The organism is Stenotrophomonas sp. G106K1 (genome assembly GCF_037969685.1).
Taxonomy (GTDB): domain Bacteria; phylum Pseudomonadota; class Gammaproteobacteria; order Xanthomonadales; family Xanthomonadaceae; genus Stenotrophomonas; species Stenotrophomonas lactitubi.
The window spans coordinates 229,006-251,115 of sequence record NZ_JBBPFR010000005.1; the positions used below are offsets into that span (position 1 = coordinate 229,006).

The 22,110-nt window shown below is 66.6% G+C and carries 18 protein-coding genes; 14 read left to right on the plus strand and 4 right to left on the minus strand.

All coding sequences use genetic code 11. From position 1 onward, the window contains the following. Nucleotides 1-156 precede the first annotated feature (156 nt). The 7 genes from WKB25_RS07575 (at nt 157) to WKB25_RS07605 (ending at nt 7,953) form a co-directional block, all read left to right on the plus strand. A complete protein-coding gene (locus WKB25_RS07575; RefSeq protein WP_340569780.1) occupies nt 157-915 on the plus strand; it encodes an SDR family NAD(P)-dependent oxidoreductase in 759 nt (252 codons plus the stop codon). Between the two features lie 147 nt (nt 916-1,062). Beyond that, nucleotides 1,063-1,512 carry an MgtC/SapB family protein gene (locus tag WKB25_RS07580; protein ID WP_100460309.1) on the plus strand — a complete coding sequence of 150 codons (450 nt, stop codon included), beginning with the start codon at nt 1,063-1,065 and terminating at the stop codon, nt 1,510-1,512. 178 nt (nt 1,513-1,690) lie between these two features. Further along, nucleotides 1,691-3,349 (plus strand): L-lactate permease, encoded by a 1,659-nt coding sequence (lldP, locus tag WKB25_RS07585; protein ID WP_340569781.1) that lies wholly within the window; start codon nt 1,691-1,693, stop codon nt 3,347-3,349. A gap of 52 nt (nt 3,350-3,401) precedes the next feature. After that, the gene (lldR, locus tag WKB25_RS07590; protein WP_340569782.1) at nt 3,402-4,166 is read left to right on the plus strand and encodes a transcriptional regulator LldR; all 765 of its coding nucleotides are present in this window, start codon (nt 3,402-3,404) and stop codon (nt 4,164-4,166) included. A 4-nt stretch (nt 4,167-4,170) separates the two neighbouring features. Next, a complete protein-coding gene (gene lldD / locus WKB25_RS07595) occupies nt 4,171-5,310 on the plus strand; it encodes an FMN-dependent L-lactate dehydrogenase LldD (protein WP_340569783.1) in 1,140 nt (379 codons plus the stop codon). Next, nucleotides 5,307-7,013, plus strand: coding sequence for a D-lactate dehydrogenase (dld, locus tag WKB25_RS07600; RefSeq protein WP_340569784.1), 1,707 nt, complete (start codon nt 5,307-5,309; stop codon nt 7,011-7,013). Before lldD ends, dld begins: the two co-directional genes overlap by 4 nt. 67 nt (nt 7,014-7,080) lie before the next feature. After that, nucleotides 7,081-7,953, plus strand: a complete 873-nt coding sequence (locus tag WKB25_RS07605) for a hypothetical protein (protein ID WP_340569785.1) — start codon at nt 7,081-7,083, stop codon at nt 7,951-7,953. 49 nt (nt 7,954-8,002) lie between these two features. Here WKB25_RS07605 and WKB25_RS07610 read toward each other — a convergent pair whose 3' ends face one another. Further along, nucleotides 8,003-8,296, minus strand: coding sequence for a hypothetical protein (locus tag WKB25_RS07610; protein WP_340569786.1), 294 nt, complete (start codon nt 8,294-8,296; stop codon nt 8,003-8,005). A 168-nt stretch (nt 8,297-8,464) separates the two neighbouring features. Between WKB25_RS07610 and WKB25_RS07615 the strand changes: the two genes are divergently transcribed. Further along, nucleotides 8,465-9,127: a decarboxylase gene (locus WKB25_RS07615; RefSeq protein WP_340569787.1), complete on the plus strand. Its 663-nt coding sequence runs from the start codon at nt 8,465-8,467 to the stop codon at nt 9,125-9,127. A gap of 69 nt (nt 9,128-9,196) precedes the next feature. Beyond that, the gene (locus WKB25_RS07620; protein WP_340569788.1) at nt 9,197-9,970 is read left to right on the plus strand and encodes a CDP-diacylglycerol diphosphatase; all 774 of its coding nucleotides are present in this window, start codon (nt 9,197-9,199) and stop codon (nt 9,968-9,970) included. On the opposite strand, the gene WKB25_RS07625 is transcribed toward WKB25_RS07620, so the two are convergent. Then, nucleotides 9,967-10,689, minus strand: coding sequence for a GNAT family protein (locus WKB25_RS07625; RefSeq protein ID WP_340569789.1), 723 nt, complete (start codon nt 10,687-10,689; stop codon nt 9,967-9,969). The genes WKB25_RS07620 and WKB25_RS07625 overlap by 4 nt on opposite strands. Before the next feature lie 102 nt (nt 10,690-10,791). On the opposite strand from WKB25_RS07625, the gene WKB25_RS07630 reads away from it, so the two are divergent. Next, nucleotides 10,792-13,518 carry a TonB-dependent receptor gene (locus WKB25_RS07630; RefSeq protein ID WP_340569790.1) on the plus strand — a complete coding sequence of 909 codons (2,727 nt, stop codon included), beginning with the start codon at nt 10,792-10,794 and terminating at the stop codon, nt 13,516-13,518. Between the two features lie 62 nt (nt 13,519-13,580). Here the strand turns inward: WKB25_RS07630 and WKB25_RS07635 are convergent, their stop codons facing one another. Then, the gene (locus WKB25_RS07635) at nt 13,581-14,222 is read right to left on the minus strand and encodes a hypothetical protein (protein WP_340569791.1); all 642 of its coding nucleotides are present in this window, start codon (nt 14,220-14,222) and stop codon (nt 13,581-13,583) included. Between the two features lie 184 nt (nt 14,223-14,406). Here WKB25_RS07635 and WKB25_RS07640 point away from each other — a divergent pair, with 184 nt between their 5' ends. Next, nucleotides 14,407-15,567 carry an amidohydrolase family protein gene (locus tag WKB25_RS07640; protein WP_340569792.1) on the plus strand — a complete coding sequence of 387 codons (1,161 nt, stop codon included), beginning with the start codon at nt 14,407-14,409 and terminating at the stop codon, nt 15,565-15,567. Nucleotides 15,568-16,081: 514 nt separating this feature from the next. Here the strand turns inward: WKB25_RS07640 and WKB25_RS07645 are convergent. Further along, nucleotides 16,082-16,963 (minus strand): LysR substrate-binding domain-containing protein, encoded by an 882-nt coding sequence (locus tag WKB25_RS07645; protein WP_340569794.1) that lies wholly within the window; start codon nt 16,961-16,963, stop codon nt 16,082-16,084. A 94-nt stretch (nt 16,964-17,057) separates the two neighbouring features. Here WKB25_RS07645 and WKB25_RS07650 point away from each other — a divergent pair, with 94 nt between their 5' ends. From WKB25_RS07650 to WKB25_RS07660, 3 genes are all read left to right on the plus strand, one after another. Then, nucleotides 17,058-17,759, plus strand: coding sequence for an ankyrin repeat domain-containing protein (locus WKB25_RS07650; protein WP_340569795.1), 702 nt, complete (start codon nt 17,058-17,060; stop codon nt 17,757-17,759). A gap of 48 nt (nt 17,760-17,807) precedes the next feature. Beyond that, complete coding sequence (locus WKB25_RS07655; protein WP_340569796.1) at nt 17,808-19,271, plus strand: amidohydrolase family protein; 1,464 nt, start codon at nt 17,808-17,810, stop codon at nt 19,269-19,271. A gap of 576 nt (nt 19,272-19,847) precedes the next feature. Continuing rightward, on the plus strand, nt 19,848-22,110 hold a 2,263-nt coding region (locus WKB25_RS07660), incomplete at its 3' end, for an Ig-like domain-containing protein (protein ID WP_340569798.1).

Sequence of the window (22,110 nt, forward strand, 5' to 3'; positions counted from 1 at the left end):
GGTAGAAATAGATCCCCGTCATTTTCTCCAATGCCAGCCCGGATGCGATATCCAGCGGGTCAATCGATTGGCATTTACGGCCAAGTTGAAGGTCGCGCAGCTCTGTGAGGTCGGACGTTTCTGTCCGAATCGATTCCCCGCACATGGAGACCACAGATGATTGATTACCAGCTCAACGGAAAAACCGCGATCGTGACCGGCGGTGTTTCCGGTATCGGCCTGGCGGTAGCGGAAACGCTCGCTGCGTCTGGTGCGCGTATTTCGGTATGGGACCTTAAGCAGGAGGCGGTGGATGCAACAGTAGCCGCGCTGCGCAGCCAGGGTGCTGAGGCCATCGGCATCGCACTGGATGTTACCGACGAAGCGGCGGTGCAAGCGGCGGTGCAGCGCACGGTGAAGGAACTGGGCGGCATGCACATCGCAGTGAACAATGCGGGCATCGGCGGGCCAGCGGCCAGCAGTGGCCACTACCCGATCGATGGCTGGAAACGCGTGGTCGATGTGAACCTGACCAGCGTGTTCCTTTGCCAGCGGGCGCAGATCCAGGCGATGCGTGCGGCGGGCAGCGGCGGCAGCATCATCAACATGGCGTCCATCCTGGGCCAGGTGGGTTATGCCGGCTCGACCGCCTACGCGGCGGCCAAGCATGGCGTGGTCGGCCTGACCCAGACGGCTGCGTGGGAGCACGCTGCCGATGGCATCCGCATCAATGCGGTGGGCCCGGGCTTCATCAACACGCCGTTGCTTGAAAAGATGGACGCCAAGGTGCGCGCAACGCTGGAAGGGCGGCATGCGCTCAAGCGCTTGGGAACACCGCAGGAAGTGGCCGCGCTGGTCGCCTGGCTGGCCAGCGGCGATGCCTCGTTCGCGACGGGTGCGTACTACGCCATCGATGGTGGCTATCTGGCGCAGTAACCGGGTGCAACCGGGGTATGCATGGCGGTGATCAGCAGGTCCACGCCATGCCTCGATGAATCCGCGCGGTGAAGAGGGCGTGCCATCGCCTTCACCGCCGTCCCACGGCCGCCGCGCAACGCTCCGGGAAACTTCCGGAGCCTCTCTATGGAACTCACCCAGGACATGTCCATTCTGCTGCGCGTGGCCGCCGCCATGGTCTTTGGCGGCGTGCTGGGCGTCGAGCGCGAGATGGGCAAGCACGCTGCCGGCCTGCGCACGCACATGCTGATTGCCGGTGCTGCTGCGCTGATCGTCGGGCTCGGTGACTCGGTGGCCGAACACTTCCAGCAGGAGCGCTACCGCGATCTGCTGCAGGTCGACCCGGTGCGCCTGATCGAAGCGGTGGTGGCCTGCGTCGGTTTCGTTGCCGCCGGCACCATCCTGCGTGGCAATCGCGAGGACCAGGTCAGCGGGCTCACCACGGCCAGCTCTTTGATCATGGCGGCGGCCATCGGCATTGCCGTGGGCATCGGCAAGTACGTGATCGCGCTCGGCGTCAGCGTGCTGTGCGTGCTGGTGCTCGCGCTGATCCGACGGGTGGAGAAGAAGCTGTAAGCCAATAAATGGTACGACCAATAATTCCGTATAGCCCTATGGTCTAATAGGCTCTTCGCAGGATTGGCGGTTCAATTCGCGCCTGTGGTCCGATCATCGGTCATAATGGTACGACCAATAATGGCGGACACGACGCCCCCACCCGGTGGGGAACCTCCTGTTCCTGTCGAGAGCCCCCATGCAGCCCTGGCAACACGTGTACGACCCCGCTGGCAACCTGTGGTTGTCGAGCCTGATCGCGCTGCTGCCGATCGCCTTCTTCTTCATTGCCCTGGCCGTGCTGCGCATGAAGGGCTGGATCGCCGGCACCATCACCGTGGTCATCGCGCTTGCCGTGGCACTGCTGTTCTATCGCATGCCCCTTGCGCAGGCGCTGGGCGCGGCGGGCTTCGGCTTCGTCTATGGCCTGTGGCCGATTGCCTGGATCATCATCGGCGCGGTGTTCCTGTACAAGGTTTCGGTCAAGACCGGCCAGTTCGACATCATCCGTGCCTCGATCCTGTCGGTTACCGAGGACCAGCGGTTGCAGATGCTGATGGTCGGCTTCGCCTTCGGTGCCTTCCTGGAAGGTGCTGCCGGGTTCGGTGCGCCGGTGGCGATCACCGCCGCGCTGCTGGTCGGGCTGGGTTTCAAGCCGCTGTATGCCGCCGGCCTGTGCCTGATCGTCAACACCGCGCCGGTGGCGTTCGGTGCGATGGGCATTCCGATCATCGTGGCAGGGCAGGTGACCGGCCTGGATGCCTTCGAGATCGGCCAGATGGCGGGCCGGCAGCTGCCGTTCCTGACCATCATCGTGCTGTTCTGGATCATGGCGATCATGGATGGCTGGCGCGGCATCAAGGAAACCTGGCCGGCGGTGCTGGTAGCCGGCGGTTCGTTCGCCATCGCCCAGTACCTGACCTCCAACTTCATCGGCCCGGAACTGCCGGACATCACCGCGTCGCTGGCGTCGCTGGTCTGCCTGACCCTGTTCCTGCGCCGCTGGAAGCCGGTACGGATTTTCCGCTTCGATACCGAAACCAGCGCCGAGGCGGCCGCACAGGCACTGGAAGCGCCGCGCCACAGCGTCGGCCAGATCGCAAAGGCATGGTCGCCGTTCCTGATCCTCACCGCGATGGTCACCGTGTGGAGCATCAAGCCGTTCAAGTCGCTGTTCGCAGCCGGTGGCCCGCTTGAAGGCTGGGTGCTGAAGATCCCGGTGCCGGGCCTGGACCAGATGGTGCAGAAGATGCCGCCGATCGTCGAAGCGCCGCTGAGCTATGAGGCGGTGTACAAGTTCGACTGGTTCTCGGCCACCGGCACCTCGATCATCCTCGCTGCAGTGATCGCGATCATCGCCCTGCGCATGCCAGCGCGGTCGGCGCTGCAGACCTTCGGTGAAACCGTGCGCGAACTGCGCATGCCGATCTTCTCGATCGGCATGGTGCTGGCGTTCGCCTTCATCGCCAACTATTCGGGCCTGTCGGCCACGCTGGCCCTGGCACTGGCGCACACCGGCAAGGCGTTCCCGTTCTTCTCGCCGTTCCTGGGCTGGATGGGCGTGTTCCTGACCGGCTCGGATACCTCGTCCAACGCGCTGTTCTCGGCGCTGCAGGCGACCACCGCGCAGCAGATCGGCGTGTCCGACGTGCTGCTGGTTGCGGCCAACACCACCGGCGGTGTCACCGGCAAGATGATCTCGCCGCAGTCCATTGCCATCGCCTGCGCAGCGGTGGGCCTGGCTGGCAAGGAATCGGACCTGTTCCGCTTCACCGTCAAGCACAGCCTGATCTTCACCACGATGGTCGGCCTGATCACCCTGGCCCAGGCCTACTGGCTGACCTGGATGATTCCCTGAGCATGCAGCGCAGGCCGACCAACAGCGGCGTGCTTCGGGCCACAATGGCGCCATGAGCACACAACGGATTTCGGACAAGGTGGCCGCGCAGCTGCGTGCGCTGGTGCAGGAACGGCAGCTGCAGCCGGGCGACAGGCTGCCGGCCGAACGCACGCTGGCGGTTCAGCTGGGGGTCTCGCGCACCGCGCTGCGCGAGGCCATCGCACAGTTGGCCAGCCACGGCCTGCTGACAGCGCGGGTGGGTGGTGGCACCTATGTGAGCGAGCCGGCCGCACGGGCACGGCAGGCGCTGGATGAACCCCTGGTGCCGTATCTGCCGCTGTTCCAGGGCGACCCGGAATACCGCTTCGACGTGCTGGAAATCCGCCACGCGCTGGAAGGCGCCACGGCCTGGCACGCGGCGCTGCGCGCTACCGACGAGGACCGTGCGCGCATTGCCCAGGCGTTCCAGACCATGATGGACGCGCATGGCAAGGATGATCCGACCGGCGAAGCCGAGGCCGATGCGGCCTTCCACCTGTCCATCGCCGAGGCCTCGCACAACCTGGTGCTGCTGCAGGTGATGCGCGGGTTGTTCGAGCTGCTGCAGACCAACATCTCGCAGAGCCGCGAAAAGCTCTACACCTCGGCCAGGACCTTCTCGCCGTTGTCCGACCAGCACCGCGAAATGATGGATGCGGTGCTGGCCGGCGACCCCGAACGCGCGCGTGCCGCCGCGCATGCCCATCTCGAGTTCGTGCACACCACGCTGCGCACCCTCGATGACAACGAAGCCCGGCGTGCGCGGGCCTCGCGCCTGCCTTCCCCACACGGTTGACCCCATGATCATTTCCGCCTCCACCGATTACCGTGCTGCAGCTGAGCGTCGGTTGCCGCCGTTCCTGTTCCACTACATCGATGGCGGCGCGTATGCCGAGCACACGCTGAAGCGCAACGTGTCCGACCTGTCCGACATCGCGTTGCGCCAGCGCATCCTTCGCAACATGTCCGACGTGAGCCTGGAAACCGAGCTGTTCGGCGAGAAGCTGGCGATGCCGGTGGCGCTGGCCCCGGTCGGGCTGACCGGCATGTATGCCCGTCGCGGTGAAGTGCAGGCGGCGCGCGCAGCCGACAGCCGCGGCATTCCGTTCACGTTGTCCACGGTGTCGGTGTGCCCGATCGAAGAAGTCGCGCCAGCAATCCAGCGCCCGATGTGGTTCCAGCTGTACGTGCTGCGCGATCGCGGTTTCATGCGCAATGCGCTGGAGCGCGCGCAGGCGGCGGGTGTGACCACCCTGGTATTCACCGTCGACATGCCGGTGCCGGGCGCGCGCTATCGTGACGCGCACTCGGGGATGAGTGGTCCGAATGCTGCAATGCGCCGCATCGGCCAGGCCATTAGCCATCCGCGCTGGGCGTGGGACGTGGGCCTGCGCGGACGCCCGCATGACCTCGGGAATATCTCCACCTACCGTGGCAACCCTACGGGCCTGGAGGACTACATCGGCTGGCTGGGCAGCAACTTCGATCCGTCCATTTCGTGGAAGGACCTGGAATGGATCCGCGAGTTCTGGAAGGGCCCGATGGTGATCAAGGGCATCCTCGACCCGGACGATGCGCGTGATGCGGTCGCGTTCGGCGCCGATGGCATCGTGGTCTCCAACCATGGCGGCCGCCAGCTCGATGGTGTGCTGTCCACCGCACGCGCGTTGCCGGCCATCGCCGACGCCGTGCAGGGTGACCTGAGGATCCTCGCCGATTCGGGCATCCGCACCGGCCTGGACGTGGTGCGCATGTTGGCGCTGGGCGCCGATACCGTGCTGCTGGGTCGCGCCTTCGTCTACGCGCTGGCTGCGCAGGGCGAGGCCGGCGTGGCCAACCTGCTGGACCTGATCGCCAAGGAAATGCGCGTGGCGATGACCCTGACCGGCGCACGCCGCATCGCCGATATCGGCCGTGATTCGCTGGTGCGCCTGCCATGAGTGATCGCAACACGGTGCTGGTGCAGTTGCGCGCTGCGGTGGGGGACCGCCATGTACTGACCGGCGACAAGGCCACCCGCCGCTTCCGTCGCGGCTATCGCTTCGGCGACGGCCCGGTGCTGGCGGTGGTGCGCCCGGGCACGCTGCTGCAGCTGTGGAACGTGCTGCAGGCGGCGGTGCAGGGCGGGGCCGCGATCATCCTGCAGGCGGCCAATACCGGCCTGACCGGCGGTTCCACCCCGGATGGCGACGACTACGGCCGGCCGATCGTGCTGGTCAGCACCCTGCGCCTGACCGGCATCCAGCTGTTGAACGAGGGGCGGCAGGTACTGTGCCTGCCCGGCGCGACGCTGGACCGGCTGGAGCAGACGCTGGCACCGCTGGGCCGCGAGCCGCACTCGGTGATCGGCTCTTCGTGCATTGGCGCCTCGGTGTTGGGTGGTATCTGCAACAACTCCGGTGGCGCACTGGTGCGCCGTGGCCCTGCCTACACCGAGCTGGCGCTGTATGCACAGGTTGACGCACAGGGCGAACTGCAACTGGTCAACCATCTGGGCATCGCACTGGGCGACACGCCCGAGCAGATCCTGCAGCGTCTGCAGGACGGCGACTACAGCACTGCCGATGTCAGCAACGGTGATGGCCGTGCCGCCTCCGATCCGCGTTACGCCGAGGAAGTACGCAAGGTGGATGCAGACACCCCGGCACGCTTCAATGCCGACCCCAGCCGCCATTTCGAGGCGGCCGGTTCAGCGGGCAAGCTGGCCGTGTTCGCCGTGCGCCTGGATACCTTCGAGAAGGAGGCCGCCGAGGTCTTCTATATCGGCAGCAACCGCACCGACAGCCTGACGGCGATCCGCCGCCAGCTGCTGACCGGCTTCGAGCGTCTGCCCATCGCCGGCGAGTACATCCACCGTGATGCCTATGACATTGGTGAGCGTTACGGCAAGGACAGTTTCCTGCTGATCGACAAGCTCGGCACCGCGCGCGTGCCGGCCGCGTTCGCGCTGAAGAGCCGGGTCGATGGCTGGTTCGAACGGCTCGGCCTGCGTGGCGTCACCGACCGGGTGATGCAGGTGCTGACCGGTCTGTTGCCTTCGCACCTGCCCAAGCGCATGGGCGAGTTCCGCCAGCGTTACGAGCATCACCTGCTGCTGAAGGTTTCCGCACAGGATGCGGCCGCCACCGAAGCGTGGCTGCGCGGTTTCTTCAACGACCATGAAGGCGGCTATTTCCATTGCACGGCGGACGAAGGGCGCAAGGCGTTCCTGCATCGCTTCGCCGTGGCCGGTGCCGCCGTGCGCTACCGCGAAGTGCACCGCGAGCAGGTGCAGGACATCGTCGCGCTGGACATCGCGCTGCGCCGCGACGATGCCGACTGGTTCGAGCAGTTGCCGGCTGATATCGATAGCCGCCTGTTGCACAAGCTGTACTACGGCCACTTCCTGTGCCACGTGTTCCACCAGGATTACATCGCGCGCAAGGGCGAAGACCCGATGGCCATCGAGCACGCGATGTGGGCGTTGCTGGACCAGCGCGGTGCCGAGTATCCGGCCGAGCACAATGTCGGCCACCTGTATCCGGCCAAGCCGGCGCTGGCCGGCTTCTACCGCACGCTGGACCCGAGCAATACCTTCAACCCCGGCATCGGCCAGACGTCGAAGGCGAAAGGGTGGGGTTGCTGCGACTGCGACGGGCACTGAGCCGCGACGCGGCGCCTGCGCTACCATCGGCGCCTTGCAAGGACGTGCCGGTGCGCACAGGATGATCATGAATTCCACGCGTATTGCTTACGCCGTGTTGTCTGCACTGCTGTTGGCATCGTCGCTGCAGGCAGCGGCGGACGTCGCACCCGTTCAACAGGATGTCGCGGGCAACCGGCTGGAAGCGCTAATGCTGCAGGGCGAGCAGGGCGCGGACGACCCCGAGCGCTACTGCACCGCCGACGGCCATTGGTGCGTTCGCGCGCTGCCCGCAACGGGCGAAGAACAACCGGCGGTGCTGGAAGTTGCCGAGCGCGCAGGTGATGAAGCCGAGCCACGCATGCGCCACGTGCCCGTCGAAGTGGTTGACGACGGCGACCTGCGGGTCTGGCCCTTCATCGTGCGCCTGGCCCCCGGTGCCGGTGCCGGCCAGCCGGTGGCCGATCCGCATCAGGCGGCACTGCAGAACGTGCTCGTCGGCGGTCTGGTGGAGGCCCGCGCGATGTATTCCGGTGGCGGCGCCAGCGCATCGACCCTGCAGCTGGCGCGCATCCGTCATCTCGACGATGGCATCCAGGTGGACGCCGACGTGCTGTCCGTTGCGTGGTCGGCCAACAAGATGATCCGGGCCTGCTTCAGTGAGCGCGATTTCGATCAGCGCGCCGGTGCCTGCCACGACGAGTACAGTTTCGATGCGGAACTTGCGTTGGCAACCGAAGGGCAGGACATGCCCGTGCTGCGCTACCGGACCGAGGCCAGCAACTATCCGGCCGGGGTATCACCGCAGCGGGACTCACTGGTCAAAGGGCGGTTGACGAAGAAGGATCTGCGCACCGAACAGGATGCGCAATGCAGCTACACGCGTACCTTCCGCTTCACCTCAGGGGCTTACCAGCCGGACCAGCCACTGCCCGAGTGCTCGGGCTACACCGAGCCCTGAGCCATGGAGCCGGGCAGGGGCCCGGCTCTACGCGACGGCGCTGGCGCGCTTACTCGCAGCGGGTGGCGGTGATGATGTTGTCCTTGTCCACGAACACGCGCAGGCGGTCCTGGCGGATGTCCTTGGTGGTGATGGTGGCCGGGCCGATGGGGTTGACCATGCCGGCGCCGCTTTCGTTGGACAGGCGGCGGATGTTCGGCTCGTTGGCCGGCTGGCCGATGGCCCAGCCCAGCTGGCTGGCATCGCAGCGGCCAGTGCCCTTGACCTCCGGGCCGGGAGTGCTGACACAGGCCGACAGCAACAAGGCCGAGGCGGGCAGCAACAGAGTCAGGCGGATGGTCATGCGGGCGCTCCTGCGCAGGGGATTGGCGGCACGATAGCACTGACCGCGCGAAACCCGGCAGCGTTCGGGTCATTGCCCGCGCGGCCGCCGCACTGCATAGTGGCCGGCGTTGCCGGCAGCGCGCCGGCGGGCAGACCGGGCCAGTCCGGTGCAGGTGTTGGATCGGGTATGACGGCAGGCAGTGTGCGTGGCAGGCAGAACGCAGTGAAGGTGGTGGCAGTGCTGTCCCTGCTTTGCATGGCAGTGGCAGCCATGGCCGCCGAGCCGGTCGCAGCGCCCGCTGCCGAAACCCCGGTGTTTGGTGGCTGGCGCAACCTGCAGACCGAAGCCGGTTACCAGCCGGCGCAGCGCAATCTGGCGTTCGCGATGCTGCCGCAGGCCGCCACCCGGGGTGATCGCTTCGTGGTCCTCGACCGTGAAGGCAAGCGCGCGGTGTGCTGCCTGCAGGTGGCCAGCGAGTCGCTGGGTGTTGCCGCGCTGCGCGAGCAGTACCACCTGCCGCAGGCCGGGGTGACCGATCTGAGCAATGGCCGCAGCCCGGCGCGCCCGTACCTGCCGCATGTCTATGCGATGCAGCGGGTGGATGAACTGGCCGACTATGCGTTCACCGATGTTGCCGGTGCCTACAGCGATCTGGGCGGACTGCTGCTGCCCGACGCTGCCGTGCTGGCCGCCGACGGCAGCGAGGTGCGCCTGGGCGAGGGCCATTACCGCCTGCAGTTCCACCGCCAGCCGCTGGCCGATGATGATGGCGCACTGGACCGCTACACCCTGCAGCTGCTGCCTGCGGGTGCCCCGGTCGTGGTTGAAGTGCCGTTCGGCACCTACTGATTGCTACATCCCACTGGCTAGAATGGCGCGCGGCGCTGCCTGTCGCGCCTGATCCCTCGAGTTGTTGCCGTGCGATTCCTGCTGCTGCCCCTGATGTTGCTGGCCGGTTGTGCCAGCGTGCCCCCCGCACCGCCGCCGGCACATTCGGATGCGCTGTGGCGCCTGATCGAGCGTGATTGCCAGGGCGCACAGTCGCCACGCGGCGATTGCCTGCAGGTGCGCCCGGCTGTCGACCACCGCGATGTGCTGGTCAAGGATGCGCACGGCCACTATCAGTTCCTGCTGATGCCGCTGGACAAGGTCAGTGGCATCGAAAGCCCCACGCTGTACCGGCGTGGCGCACCCAATTACTTCGCCGCGGCCTGGCAGGCCCGCACGCGCACCGAACAGGCGCTGGGCCAGCCGCTGCCGCGCAGCGTCGCCAGCCTGGCGTTGAATTCACCGAATGGCCGTTCGCAGCATCAGCTGCACATCCATGTCGACTGCCTGCGCAGCGATGTGCTGCGTGCGCTGGAAGACAACCGCACAAGCCTCGGCACGCAGTGGGCACCGCTGCCTGTGCCGCTGCGCGGCCATCGGTACCAGGCGCGGCTGCTGCCGGGCGAAGCACTGACCGCCAATCCGCTCAACCTGCTGGCCTATGACCTGAGCGGAGTGGACAAGGTCGGCCAATGGAGCCTGCTGGTGGCGGGGCACCAGGACGTGCACGGCGCGCCTGGCTTCATCCTGCTGGCAACGCAGCTGGATCCAGACAGCGGCAATGATGCCAGCGCCGAGGAGCTGCAGGACCACGCCTGCAGCGTGTTGACCGGTGCGGATGCTTCGCTGGAGCGGGTGCGCTAGTTTTCCGCTGACTGCCGCTGCAACCAGGCTGGCGCAGTCAGTGCGTACAGCTGGCGATCCTGCCAGCCGGCTTCGTCCAGATGATGGTCGCGCAGCACGCCTTCCTGCTTGAACCCGATCGAGTGCAACGTATCCACGATCTGGGAGCTCGCATCCGGTGCCAGCATGGAATACACCCGACGCAGCCCGACCTGCTCGAACAGGAAGGGGCAAAGCGCCCTCAGGGTTGCCTGCAGCTGACGCTGCTGCGCGCAGCCCACCGTGTGCAGCCAGTGCAGTTCCGCGCTGCGGGCGTGCGCGCAGTCCAGTCGGACATTCAACTGATCCAGCAGTTTGCCATCGGCATCGAAGGTGCCGAGCAGCAGGCGATCATTGTCGTACTGAAGCTGCGAGCGCTGCACGCCGGCCAGGAACCGCGCTTCAGCGTCGAAGCCGTCGGGGAAGACGACGCTGCGTTCGACCTGGTGGTGATGCCGGCGCCAAGCGAACAGATCAGCGCGCTGCAGAGGGCGCAGGACGATGGGGTCATGCTGGAGTCGCAGGAGATGGCGGCGCAGCACCGGCCGCAGCGGAGGCAGTGAAGTAGGGAGATACCGGTTCATGGGGTGGGACGATGCCGTACCAGGGCGAAATGAGACAATGAAAGAAGTTGCAAACGCTGCGCCGTCGCTGGCTGTGTTCTGAGTCGGTTCAGGCATAAGGCCATCAGGCCTGGTCATTTCCGTTGCAACCATCCGTTCAGGACACTTTCGTTACGGGATCGTTATGCGCGCACCGTCGCCAGCGCCCCGGACCACCCGCCCAACTCCCCCAGGAAGCCCATGTCCGCCTCTTCCCTGGCGCCGCACCCGCGTCCGCTGGTGCTTGCCTTGTCGTCCCTGATGCTGGCCTCGTTGCCGGCCTTCGCGCAGGAAAGCGCACCCACCTCATTGCAGGAAGTGAAGGTCACCGGCTCGCGCATCCCGCGTGCCAGCGTCGAGGGGCCATCGCCGGTCACGGTGATCAGCCGCGAGCAGATCGATGCGCAGGGCTACCGCAATGCGTTCGATGCGTTGAGCGCGTTGACTGAAAATACCGGCAACGTGCAGGGCGAGGACTTCGGCAACACCTTCACCCCGGCGGCGAACACCATCAACCTGCGTGGGCTGGGCCCGAACCGCACGCTGGTGCTGGTCAACGGTCGTCGCCAGGCGGACTATCCGCTGGCCTACGAAGGCTCGGTGAACGTGGTCAACCTGGCCAACATCCCCAGTGCACTGATCGAGCGCATCGAAGTGCTGGCCGCCGGTGCATCGGCGGTGTACGGATCCGATGCGATCGCCGGCGTCGTCAACATCATCCTCAAGGACCGTTTCGACGGCGTGGACGTCAACGTGCGTGCCGGTGGCACCCAGCAGGGTGGTGGTGACAACCAGCGCGTGCAGGTGGTGGGTGGCAGCTCGGGCGAACGCTGGGAAGGCCTGTTCGGCTTCGAACTGGATGTGCGCAAGGCGATCCACGCGCGGCAGCGCGACTTCATGGATTCGCTGGACGATGATCCCACCGGCAAGGCGCCGCAGCCGACGGCCGTCGCCTATCGTCGCAACGCCGCCACCGGTCGCAACATCGATCCGGGCGTTGCCGGTTGCGATGCGGCCTCGGCCATCTACGGCGGCAGCGTGTTCCGCGCCAACAACCCTCGCCAGGGCGCGTACTGCGGCAGCAACGAAGCCGCTGCCAGCTACTGGACCGTGCAGACCGAGAAGCGCAACCTCAACGGCTACGGCCTGCTGACCTTCCACGTCAACGACACCACCGACCTGTTCGCCGATGTCGCCGTGGGCAGCGCACGGATCCAGAACAACACGCGCGCGCCCACCTGGACCTCGTCACGCAACTATTTCTACAACCAGAACACGGGCAACCTGGAGAGCTGGTACCGCCGCTTCGCGCCGGAGGAAATCGGCGGCCTGCCGCGCAACGCCAATCGCTTCCTGGAAAACTCGTGGTCGTTCAACGTCGGTGCGCGTGGCCAGTTCGGTGACAGCGGCTGGGACTACGAAGCGGTCTACAGCCGCTCGCGTTACGAGAACCGCACGCGCCGCCCGGTGCTGCTGGCCGGCATCAACGAGTACCTGCTGGGTCCGCAGCTGGGTGTACGCAACGGCGTGGAGGTCTACGCGCCGGATCCGTCGCGTCTTTTCCGGCCGCTGACACCCGATGAGTACGGTCGCCTGTCCGACTATCAGGAAAGCCGCAACGCTGCGTGGCTGCAGACCTTCAGCGCGACGGTCAACGGTCGCCTGTTCGCATTGCCGGGTGGCGACGCCGCGTTGGCCGCGGTGGTCGAAGCGGGCAGCCAGGGCTATCGCAACCGACCGGACCCACGCCTGGGCACCGGTGAATTCTGGAATACCAGCGCCGGCATCGGTGCCGGTGGCGAGCGTGACCGCTATGCGGCGGGTGTTGAACTGCAGCTGCCGTTGCTGCAGTCGCTGACCACCACCCTGGCAGGTCGCTACGACCAGTACCGCGCCGGCGGGGAGCATATCGGCAAGGCGACCTGGAGCTTCGGTGTCGAATTCCGTCCGATCGAAAGCCTGCTGATCCGCGGCACCGCGGCCACCAGCTTCCGTGCGCCGGACATGAACTATGTGTTCGCCACCGAGACCCGTGGCTACAACCCGGGCATGACCGACTACTGGCGCTGCCGCACCGCAGGCCAGTCGTATGACAACTGCGACTACAACGGCCTGTCCATCGACTACAGCAACCGCGCCAACCCGCAGCTGCAGCCGGAGTCGGCCAAATCGTATGGCTTCGGTGTGGTCTGGTCGCCGCTGTCCGGGCTGGATTTCAGCGCCGACTACTACGACATCCGCATCGACAACGAGGTGACCAGCCTCGACACCAGCCGCATCCTGCGCGATGAAGCCGACTGCCGACTGGGACGTACCCTTGGTGGCGAGGCGCGCGACATCGGCTCGCCACTGTGCCAGGACGCGCTGTCGCGGGTGATCCGCAACCCCTCCAACGCCACCGTGCAGCCGGACCAGGTGACCCGCGTACTGATCAACCCGATCAATGCGGCATCGGAATCGGTGCGCGGCATCGACCTGAAGGGCAACTGGCGCTTCGATGCGGGCCGCTATGGCCGCTTTACCACGCGTCTGGCCTACACCCTGGTGCTGGAGCATGAGTACAAGCAGTTTGCCGATGACGAAGTGCGCGACATCCGCAATTCGCTGGATGACTGGCAGTGGCGCAGCAAGGCCAATGGCAGCATCACCTGGAACCAGGGCGACTGGACCGCGACGATCTATGGCAACCGCTATGGCTCGTTGCCGAAGAGCGATGGCAGTGGCCGCATCGCGCCGTACATGACCTATAACGCCAGTGTGTTCCGCCAGTTCGGCGAGAACCTGACACTGGGCGTGATCGTCAACAACCTGCGCGACAGCCGGCCGCCGGCGGACAGGAATGGGGGTGGCTGGCCGTTCTATCCGGTCGGCAACTACGACCCGTATGGCCGCCAGTTCTGGGTGGAGCTGGATTACCGGTTCCGTTGATCGAAACGCAAAACGAAAGGCCCGGCGATGCCGGGCCTTTCTCTATTCAATTCACTGCTGGATCAGGGCAGCGCCTGCACCAGGTACGACTCGATGACATAGCTGAAAGGCTGCTTCTGACGGTCGCGCAGCAGGGCGCGCACTTCCAGGATCACACCGTGGTCGCCTTCGCCGCGCGGCGGCCAGAAGGTCTGGTCGGTCAGGGTCTGGCGCTGGAAGCCGAGCGGACCGACCACGCGGCCGAACGGCTCGTCGGTCGTGTCGAGCACCTGGTTCATGGCCGGGCTGAGATGATCGGGCAGGTACCAGTTGTCGGCCTCCGACAGCACCCGGCTGCCGCAGGCCAGCTGCACGCGGCGGTAACGCAGGGGCGTGGAGGTATCGGCGCCCAAGGCCTGCAGCACGTCGACCGGGGCGGGCTTGTCATGGCCATGCACGCGCACGGCGCGGACCCGGGCCTGCTCGGCCAAGCCGTGCTCGGCGCACCAGCTTTCGAGGGTGGCGGTGGCGCTCTGGCCGGCCAGCACGCGCTGGTGCAGCACCTCGACCAGCACGGCTGAAGCGATCCGCTGCTGGCCCGGCGGCGCCTGCAGGGGCGCGCCGGCACTGGCATCGGTGCTGGACAGGCTGGCGATCGGGGCAGCGGCCAACAGGGACGCGGCCTGCCAGCGGCGAAGACGATCGTGGCGGTCGGACGGGCCCATGCGGCATCACAGCGGAAACAGGCGCCCATGTTACCCGTTCAGGCGTGCATCCGGCGTCCCTGCGGCGCAGGGGCGCGGGCGGGATTCATCGTACCGGTGAATGCATGGCATGCAGATATTTCGTTGGCCGATGGCAGCGGCGGCGAGCAGGATGGCGCCAGTGTTGGCTTTCCGGGAGACCCAGATGACCCTGCAGTTCGTCCATGGTGGCATCGATCGCGACGGTGTCCCACTGCATTTCCATGTCCGTGATGGCCGTTTCGTCGATATCAACGGCGACGATGCCGCACCGGCGGAGGCCGAAAGCGTCGACCTGACCGGTTTTACTGTTCTGCCTGGACTGGTCGATGGCCATATCCATCTGGACAAGAGCTTCGTCGGCGACCGCTGGCATCCGCATCAGCCGGTGAGCAGCCTGCGCGAGCGACTGGCGGTGGAAAAGACCGCGATTGCCGCCGCTGCACCGATGGCGGACCGCGCCGAGGCGCTGATCCGCCAGTGCAGCGCATTCGGTACGGTGGCGATGCGTTGCCACGTCGACATCGATGGCAGCACCGGCCTGCGTCACCTGGAAGCGGTGCGTGAAGCGGCGCTGCGTTGTGCCGACATCATGCGCATCCAGTTGGTGGCGTTCCCACAGGCCGGCGTGATGTCGTGCCCGGGTACGGCGGCAATTCTGGAACAGGCGATTGCTGCCGGGGTGAAGGTGCTTGGTGGCATCGACCCGAGCACGCTGGACGGGGATGCCGAAGGCCAGCTTGCGTTGTTGTTTGGCCTGGCCGAGCGCTATGGCGTACAGCTGGACATCCATCTGCACGAGCCGGGCGAGACCGGGCTGGCGCAGCTGCTGCGGATCGCGGCGCGCACGCGTGCGTCGGGCCTGCAGGGCAGGGGGGCGGTCAGTCACGCCTATGCGCTGGGGGAGGTGCCGTTGGCACGCGCGCTGCAGGTCGGCGAGGCTTTGGCCACGGCCGGCGTGGCGATCATGAGCAATGCGCCGGGCGACCATCCGTTCCCGCCGCTGCGCGCGCTGCACGACGCGGGTGTACGCGTGTTCGCCGGCAACGACAACATCCGCGACTGCTGGTGGCCCTACGGCAATGGCGACCTGCTGCAGCGGGCGATGCTGCTGGGCTATCGGTCGGGCTTCTACACCGATGCGGACCTGATGCTGGTGTTGGACATGGTCACCACCCATGCGGCGGAGGTGATCGGGTTGCCGCAATACGGGATTGCAGATGGTCTTCCCGCTACCTTCGTGGCTGTACGTGCCGACCATGGCCCGGCTGCGGTGGCCGGGGTGCCGGGTGAGCGACGCGTGGTGGTCGCCGGGCGCTGGCTGTAGCGGCCGGGCTGCGCCAGGCACCCGCTGTAGTGCCGGCCGCTGGCCGGCAACCTCAGAAGCAACAGCAAAGGCGTGCATCCCTTGGGAGGGCGGGGCGGTGTCGGATTGCGGGGACGCCGCAAGTACGCCCCTGTAGGCTTGGCCGCGGCACCCATGCTGCGGACACCCCGCAATCCGACTCCACCCCGCCTTCGACAGATATCCGATCACGGATAGGCTATCCACGCGTTGCGTGGATCTGCGTGTCGACCAAGGTCGACACCCACCAGGAGCAGGCCATGCCATTCCCACAGATCGCGGGAATCTATCGAAGGCGGGGTGGGTCCGGTTGCGGGGGCGTGAGCGCCATGGATGGCGCGATCGAGCTTACAGGGACGTACTTGCAGCGTCCCCCGCAACCGGACCCACCCCGCCATCCCTCAGGAAGCCTGCTGTTGCTGTTGCTTCGGCTGTTGAGGTTGCCGGCCAGCGGCCGGCACTACCCGTGAGTGCAGGGCGCAGCCCTGCCAAACTTTCACTCCGGCTCGCGTTGCACCTGCCGCCAGAGTTCAGCAGCCAGCGCACGTACCGCATCATCGGCATCGGCGCGATGCAGCAGGCCGATCTCGTAGTTGTCGACCACCGGCAGGTCGCGCTCGCCATCGATGATGCGGTGTTCGCGGTTGACCGCGCGACGTGGCAGCAGGCTGATGCCGATGCCGTCGGCCACCGCGCCCTGGATGCCGCTCAGCGAGGAACTGGTGAACGCGATGCGCCAGCGCAGGCCCAGTGCCTCGACGGCCTGGATCATCTCGTCGCGGTACAGCCCACGCGGCGGGAAGGTGACCAGTGGCAGCGGGTCCTGCTGCAGGCTGCCGCTGCGCAGGCTGTCGATCCAGTGCATCGGTTCGCGCCGGCAATGCACGGCCTGGCGGGTATTGCGGCGCTGCTTGACCAGCACCAGGTCGAGCTCGCCATGGTCAAAGCCGTGGGCCAGATCACGGCTGAGGCCGCTGCTGATTTCCAGCTTGACCTGCGGGTGGCCGCGGCTGAAGGCGGCGAGCATGCGCGTGGTCTGAGCGTTGACGAAGTCCTCCGGCACACCGATGCGCACCGCGGTTTCCACGGTGGCGCCGGCCAATGCCTGGGCCAGCTCCTCGTTCAGATCGAGCATGCGCCGGGCATAGCCCAGCAGGGTGTGCCCGGCATCGGTGGGATGCACGTCGCGGTGGCCGCGCTCGAGCAGGCGGTGACCGGCGAGTTCCTCCAGGCGGCGTACCTTCTGGCTGACCGTGGACTGGGTTGAATGCAGACGGGTGGCCGCCGTGGTGAAGCTGCCGCAGTCGGCGACCATCACCAGGGCCCGCAGCAGGTCCAGTTCGAACACTGTTCTATTCGATTTGGCACTGTCTTGCATTTGAACATTTCACTTCTGGATACCCGTGCCGACTTCTACCATGCAGGGCAGGGGCCGGCAATGACCGGCGCCATCGCGCATGAGGAGAGTCACGATGCACCACCCTCGCTCCCGGCAGCGCCGTTCGGCAGTGGCTCGCATGCTGTTGCTGTGCCTGCTGGTCATGGTGATCCCAGCGTGCACGGCGACTTCCAGCAGCGACGCTGATGCGCAGTTGCGTGAGGCCGCCAGCCGCGGCGATGCCGAGGCCGTGCGCGAGGCACTGGACGCGGGTGCCGATCTGGAAGCCCGTGACGGCCAGGGTCGCACGGCCCTGCTGCTGGCCACCCACGGCAACAACGTGGACGCGGCGCGCGAGCTGATCGAGGCCGGCGCCGACGTCAATGCCAAGGACGCGATGCAGGACAGTGCTTACCTGTACGCCGGCGCGCGCGGCCTGGATGAGATCCTGGCGCTGACGCTCGCGCATGGCGCAGACCTGCGCAGCACCAACCGCTACGGCGGTACCGCGCTGATTCCCGCGGCCGAACGCGGCCATGTTGCCACCGTGCGTGCGCTGCTGCGCGCCGGCGTGGCGGTGGACCATGTCAATCGCCTGCACTGGACTGCACTGCTGGAGGCGATCCTGCTCGGCGATGGCGGCCCGCGCCACGTGCAGATCGTGCAGCTGCTGCTGGACGCCGGTGCCAACCCCGAGCTTGCCGATGGCGACGGCGTAACGCCGCTGGCGCATGCCCGGCAACGCGGTTACGCCAACATTGAAACCCTGCTGCGCCAGCACGGCGCGACACGCTGACACCTGCCCCTTCCCCCGCACGCTGCCGTGCCCACCAGGACGCTGTCCATGTTCCGTTCCCATCCGTTGTCCCTTGCCGTCCTTCTTGCGGTTGCACCGCTGTCGGCGTCTGCTGCTGAGCGAGCCGACCTGCTGATCCGCAACGCCACGGTGGTCGATGTCGAGCACGCGCGCAGCGTGCCTGGGCAGAGCGTGGTCATCCGTGGCGAGGACATCGTCGCGGTCGGCCCCGATGCGCAGGTACGCAGCCAGTGGAGCAGCAGCCGCCAGATCGACGCCAAGGGCAAGTACCTGATTCCGGGCCTGTGGGACATGCACGTGCATTTCGGTGGCGGCCCGGCGCTGGTGGAAGAGAACAAGGCACTGCTGCCGCTGTACATCGCCCATGGCATCACCACGATCCGTGACTGCTCCGGTGATCTGCCGCAGCAGGTACTGCAGTGGCGCGGCGAAATCGCCAACGGCACGCTGTTCGGTCCGCGCCTGCTGACGTCGGGAGCGAAGATCGAAGGCATCAGGCCGGTCTGGAAGGGCACGATCGAGGTGGGCAGCAAGACCGACGCGGACAAGGCGATCGAGCGGCTGCAGCACGACAAGGTCGATTTCGTGAAGATCACCGACAGCACGCTGACCCCGGAACTGTTCCTGTACTCGGCCAGCGTTGCGCGCAAGGCCGGTTTCAAGGCCTCAGGCCATATTCCGATGGCGTTGACGGTGGAACAGGCAGTGGATGCAGGCCTGGCCTCGATCGAACATCTGGACTATGCCTTCAAGGCTGGCAGCAAGGATGAAGCGCAGATCGCCGCCGATTTCGGCGCCGGGCGCATCGACCGCGCCGAGGCCAATCGCCGCCTCGACGCCAGCTTCGATCGCGAAACCGCGCTGCATTCCTATCGTGATTTCGCCAAGCGCGGCGTCTTCGTGACGCCGACGCTCAACGGTGGCCGCATCCTCGACTTCCTCGACCAGGACGACCACGCCAACGATCCGTATCTGGCTTACATCGGCCCGGGCCTGCGTGCGACCTACAGCTGGCGCGTGGAGCGCGCGGCCAAGGCGACGCCTGCGCAGATCGAGGCGCGCCATGCGCAGTACCACCAGGTGGCCGCAGTGCTGCCGCTGCTGCAGGAAGCGGGGGTGACGATCATTGCCGGCACCGATGCGGGCTTCCTCAACTCGTTCAACTACCCGGGTATCGGCCTGCACCAGGAGCTGCAGCTGTTCGTGAAGGAAGGCCTGAGCGCACCGCAGGCGCTGTCCGCCGCAACCCGCTCCGGCCCGGCCTGGTTCGGCCAGATGCAGCGCTATGGCGGTGTCGCCACGGGCAAGGCCGCCGATCTGGTGCTGCTGACCGCCAACCCGCTGCAGGACATCGCGGCCACCGAAAAGATCGACAGCGTGATCCTGCGCGGCGATGTATACGACCGCACGGCGCTGGACAGGATGCTGGCCGACACCAAGGCCAAGGTCGCCGCGTGGAATGCCGAGTCAGCGACCAGTACCGGGCCGTAATCAGACCTGTGCAGCCGGCGAGGCGGGGTGCGTCGTGCATATCACGCGCCCGCCCGCCCTTTTTGTGCGCTGCGCAATATCGTCGGCACCGGGCCGCAGCACCCTGGCCGTGGGCTCCGTAGAGTAGTGACGCAAATCACAGAACCGGCGTGAAGTCTGCTTATTGCACGCGCTCTGCACGGAATTTCCATGCAGCGTTCACCTGTCTCCCATGTAAATCGACTTCATCGGACGGGGGAAATGATGGTCGACGTCCGACAGCCCTGACCGCGCTTACACGCGCGCTTCGGTGATTCCAGACAAGAGGATTGTCGTACATGCATTTCGACCACGCACCCAGACCGTAATCCGCTGCAGCGGCATAGCCGGACGCGCACGTCGCGCACCCGGCTGCCAAGCCTTTCCTGAAGGTCCGTTCGACCAGCCGCGCTCTGCGCAGGCTGCGGACGGCTTCACCCAGACATCCATCGAACTGCCGTGCCAGCGTCATCGCCGTGCGTGTCGTTGTTCTGCGCATGGCGGTGCCCCATCGATGTTCTGAGCATGGCGGTGCCCCATCGATCAGAGGACCGTCCCATGGCTATTCGCGTCAAGGTTGTTCCGGTCAGTGAAACCATCACCGCCGATACCCCGGCCACCACTGTTGCCAACAACGTAGTGATGCTGCGACAGAGCAGTGACGTCGCACTGAACATCGACCCGGACCAGGTAGCGGGCTACGTGAAGGATGGCCAGGATCTGGTGGTCCAGCTCAAGAGCGGCGAAAACGTACGCATCGCCAATTTCTACGTCGATGGGCAGGCCCCGAGCCAACTGTTCCTGGTCGACGAGGAAAAGCTCGTTGCCGTTGACCTGCCAGCAACAGCCAGTGACGGCCCGCTGGCCGCGAGCTACCTGCCGCAGGAAACCTTGGCCGGATTCGAGTCGATGACCGCTGCCGGCGCTGCCACCACCGGCAGCGGTGTCAGTGGCGCGATGATCCTTGGCGGTCTTGCCGCAGTGGGTGCGGCGGTAGCTCTGGCCAACAGCGGGGGTGATGGCGACGGTGGTGGAACGTCCCCGCCGCCGCCCGCGCCACCGCTGCCGGACACCACTGCACCTTCGGCACCCACCGCACTGGCGGTCAGTGCGGATGGCCGTACCTTGACCGGCCGCGGCGAAGCGGGTGCCACCGTGCGCGTGGACAGCAACGGCGACGGACGACCGGATGCAACCGGCACCGTGGGTGCCGACGGCCGCTTCAGCATCACATTGTCGCCGCCGCTGACCAACGGCGAACAGATCACCGTGACCCTGGCTGATGCGGCTGGCAACGTGAGCGGACCCGGGCAGGTGACCGCACCGGATACCACGCCGCCTGCGGCTGCCACCAACGTGGTGGTGGCCGACGACGGCAGCAGCGTGAGTGGCAATGGCGAACCCGGCGCGACCGTGGGTGTGGATACCAACGGCGATGGCCAACCGGACATCACCGGTGTGGTGGGCAGCGATGGCCAGTTCACGCTTCCGCTGGATCCGCCGCTGACCAATGGTGAAACCGTCAGCGTGGTGGTTACCGACCCGGCCGGCAACAGCAGTCCGCCGGTGTCGGTGCAGGCGCCGGACTACCCGGATGCCCCGCTGCTGGACGCCAGCAATGGCAGCATCATTTCCGGCACGGCTGGCGCCGGGCTGACCATCGTGCTGACCGACGGCGATGGCAATCCGATCGGCCAGACCGTGGCCGATGCAAATGGCGACTGGAGCTTCACCCCGCCCACGCCGCTGCCCGATGGCACGGTTGTGAACGCGATCGCCCAGGACAGCGCAGGCAACAACAGCCCGACGGCCTCGATCACCGTTGACGCCCTGGCACCCGCTGCACCAGTGGTTGATCCCAGCAATGGCGTGACCATCAGCGGCACCGCTGAAGCGGGTGCAACCGTGATCCTGACTGACGGCGGCGGCAATCCGATCGGCCAGGTCGTCGCCGATGGCAGTGGCAACTGGAGCTTCACGCCGGGCACGCCGTTGGCCGATGGCACGGTGGTCAATGCCACTGCGACCGATGCGGCCGGCAACACCAGCGGGCCGGGCAGCACGACCGTGGATGCGGTGCCGCCGGCCGTGCCGACCGTTGACCTGAGCAACGGCAGCAGTCTGAGCGGTACTGCCGAACCGGGCAGCACCGTGACCCTGACCGACGGCAGCGGCAATCCGATCGGCCAGGTCACCGCCGATGGCAGTGGCAACTGGAGCTTCACGCCAGGCACGCCATTGGCTGACGGCACCGTGGTCAACGTGGTGGCCGAGGATGCCGCCGGCAACAGCAGCCCGGCAGCCACCGTCACGGTCGACGCCAGTGCGCCTGCCGCGCCGGTGCTCAACGCGAGCAATGGCTCGGTGATCAGCGGTACCGCCGAGGCCGGTGCGACCGTGACCCTGACCGATGGCAGCGGCAATCCGATCGGCCAGGTCACTGCCGATGGCAGTGGCAACTGGAGCTTCACCCCGGGCACGCCGCTGGCCAATGGCACGGTGATCGTCGCTACGGCGACCGACCCCACCGGCAACACCGGCCCGCAGGCTGCCACTACGGTGGACGCCCTGGCACCCGCTGCACCAGTGGTTGATCCCAGCAATGGCGTGACCATCAGCGGTACGGCTGAAGCCGGTGCAACGGTGACCCTGACCGATGGCAGTGGTAACCCGATCGGTCAGGTCGTCGCCGACGGCAGTGGCAACTGGAGCTTCACGCCGGGCACGCCGTTGGCCGATGGCACGGTGGTCAATGCCACTGCGACCGATGCGGCCGGCAACACCAGCGGGCCGGGCAGCACGACCGTGGATGCGGTGCCGC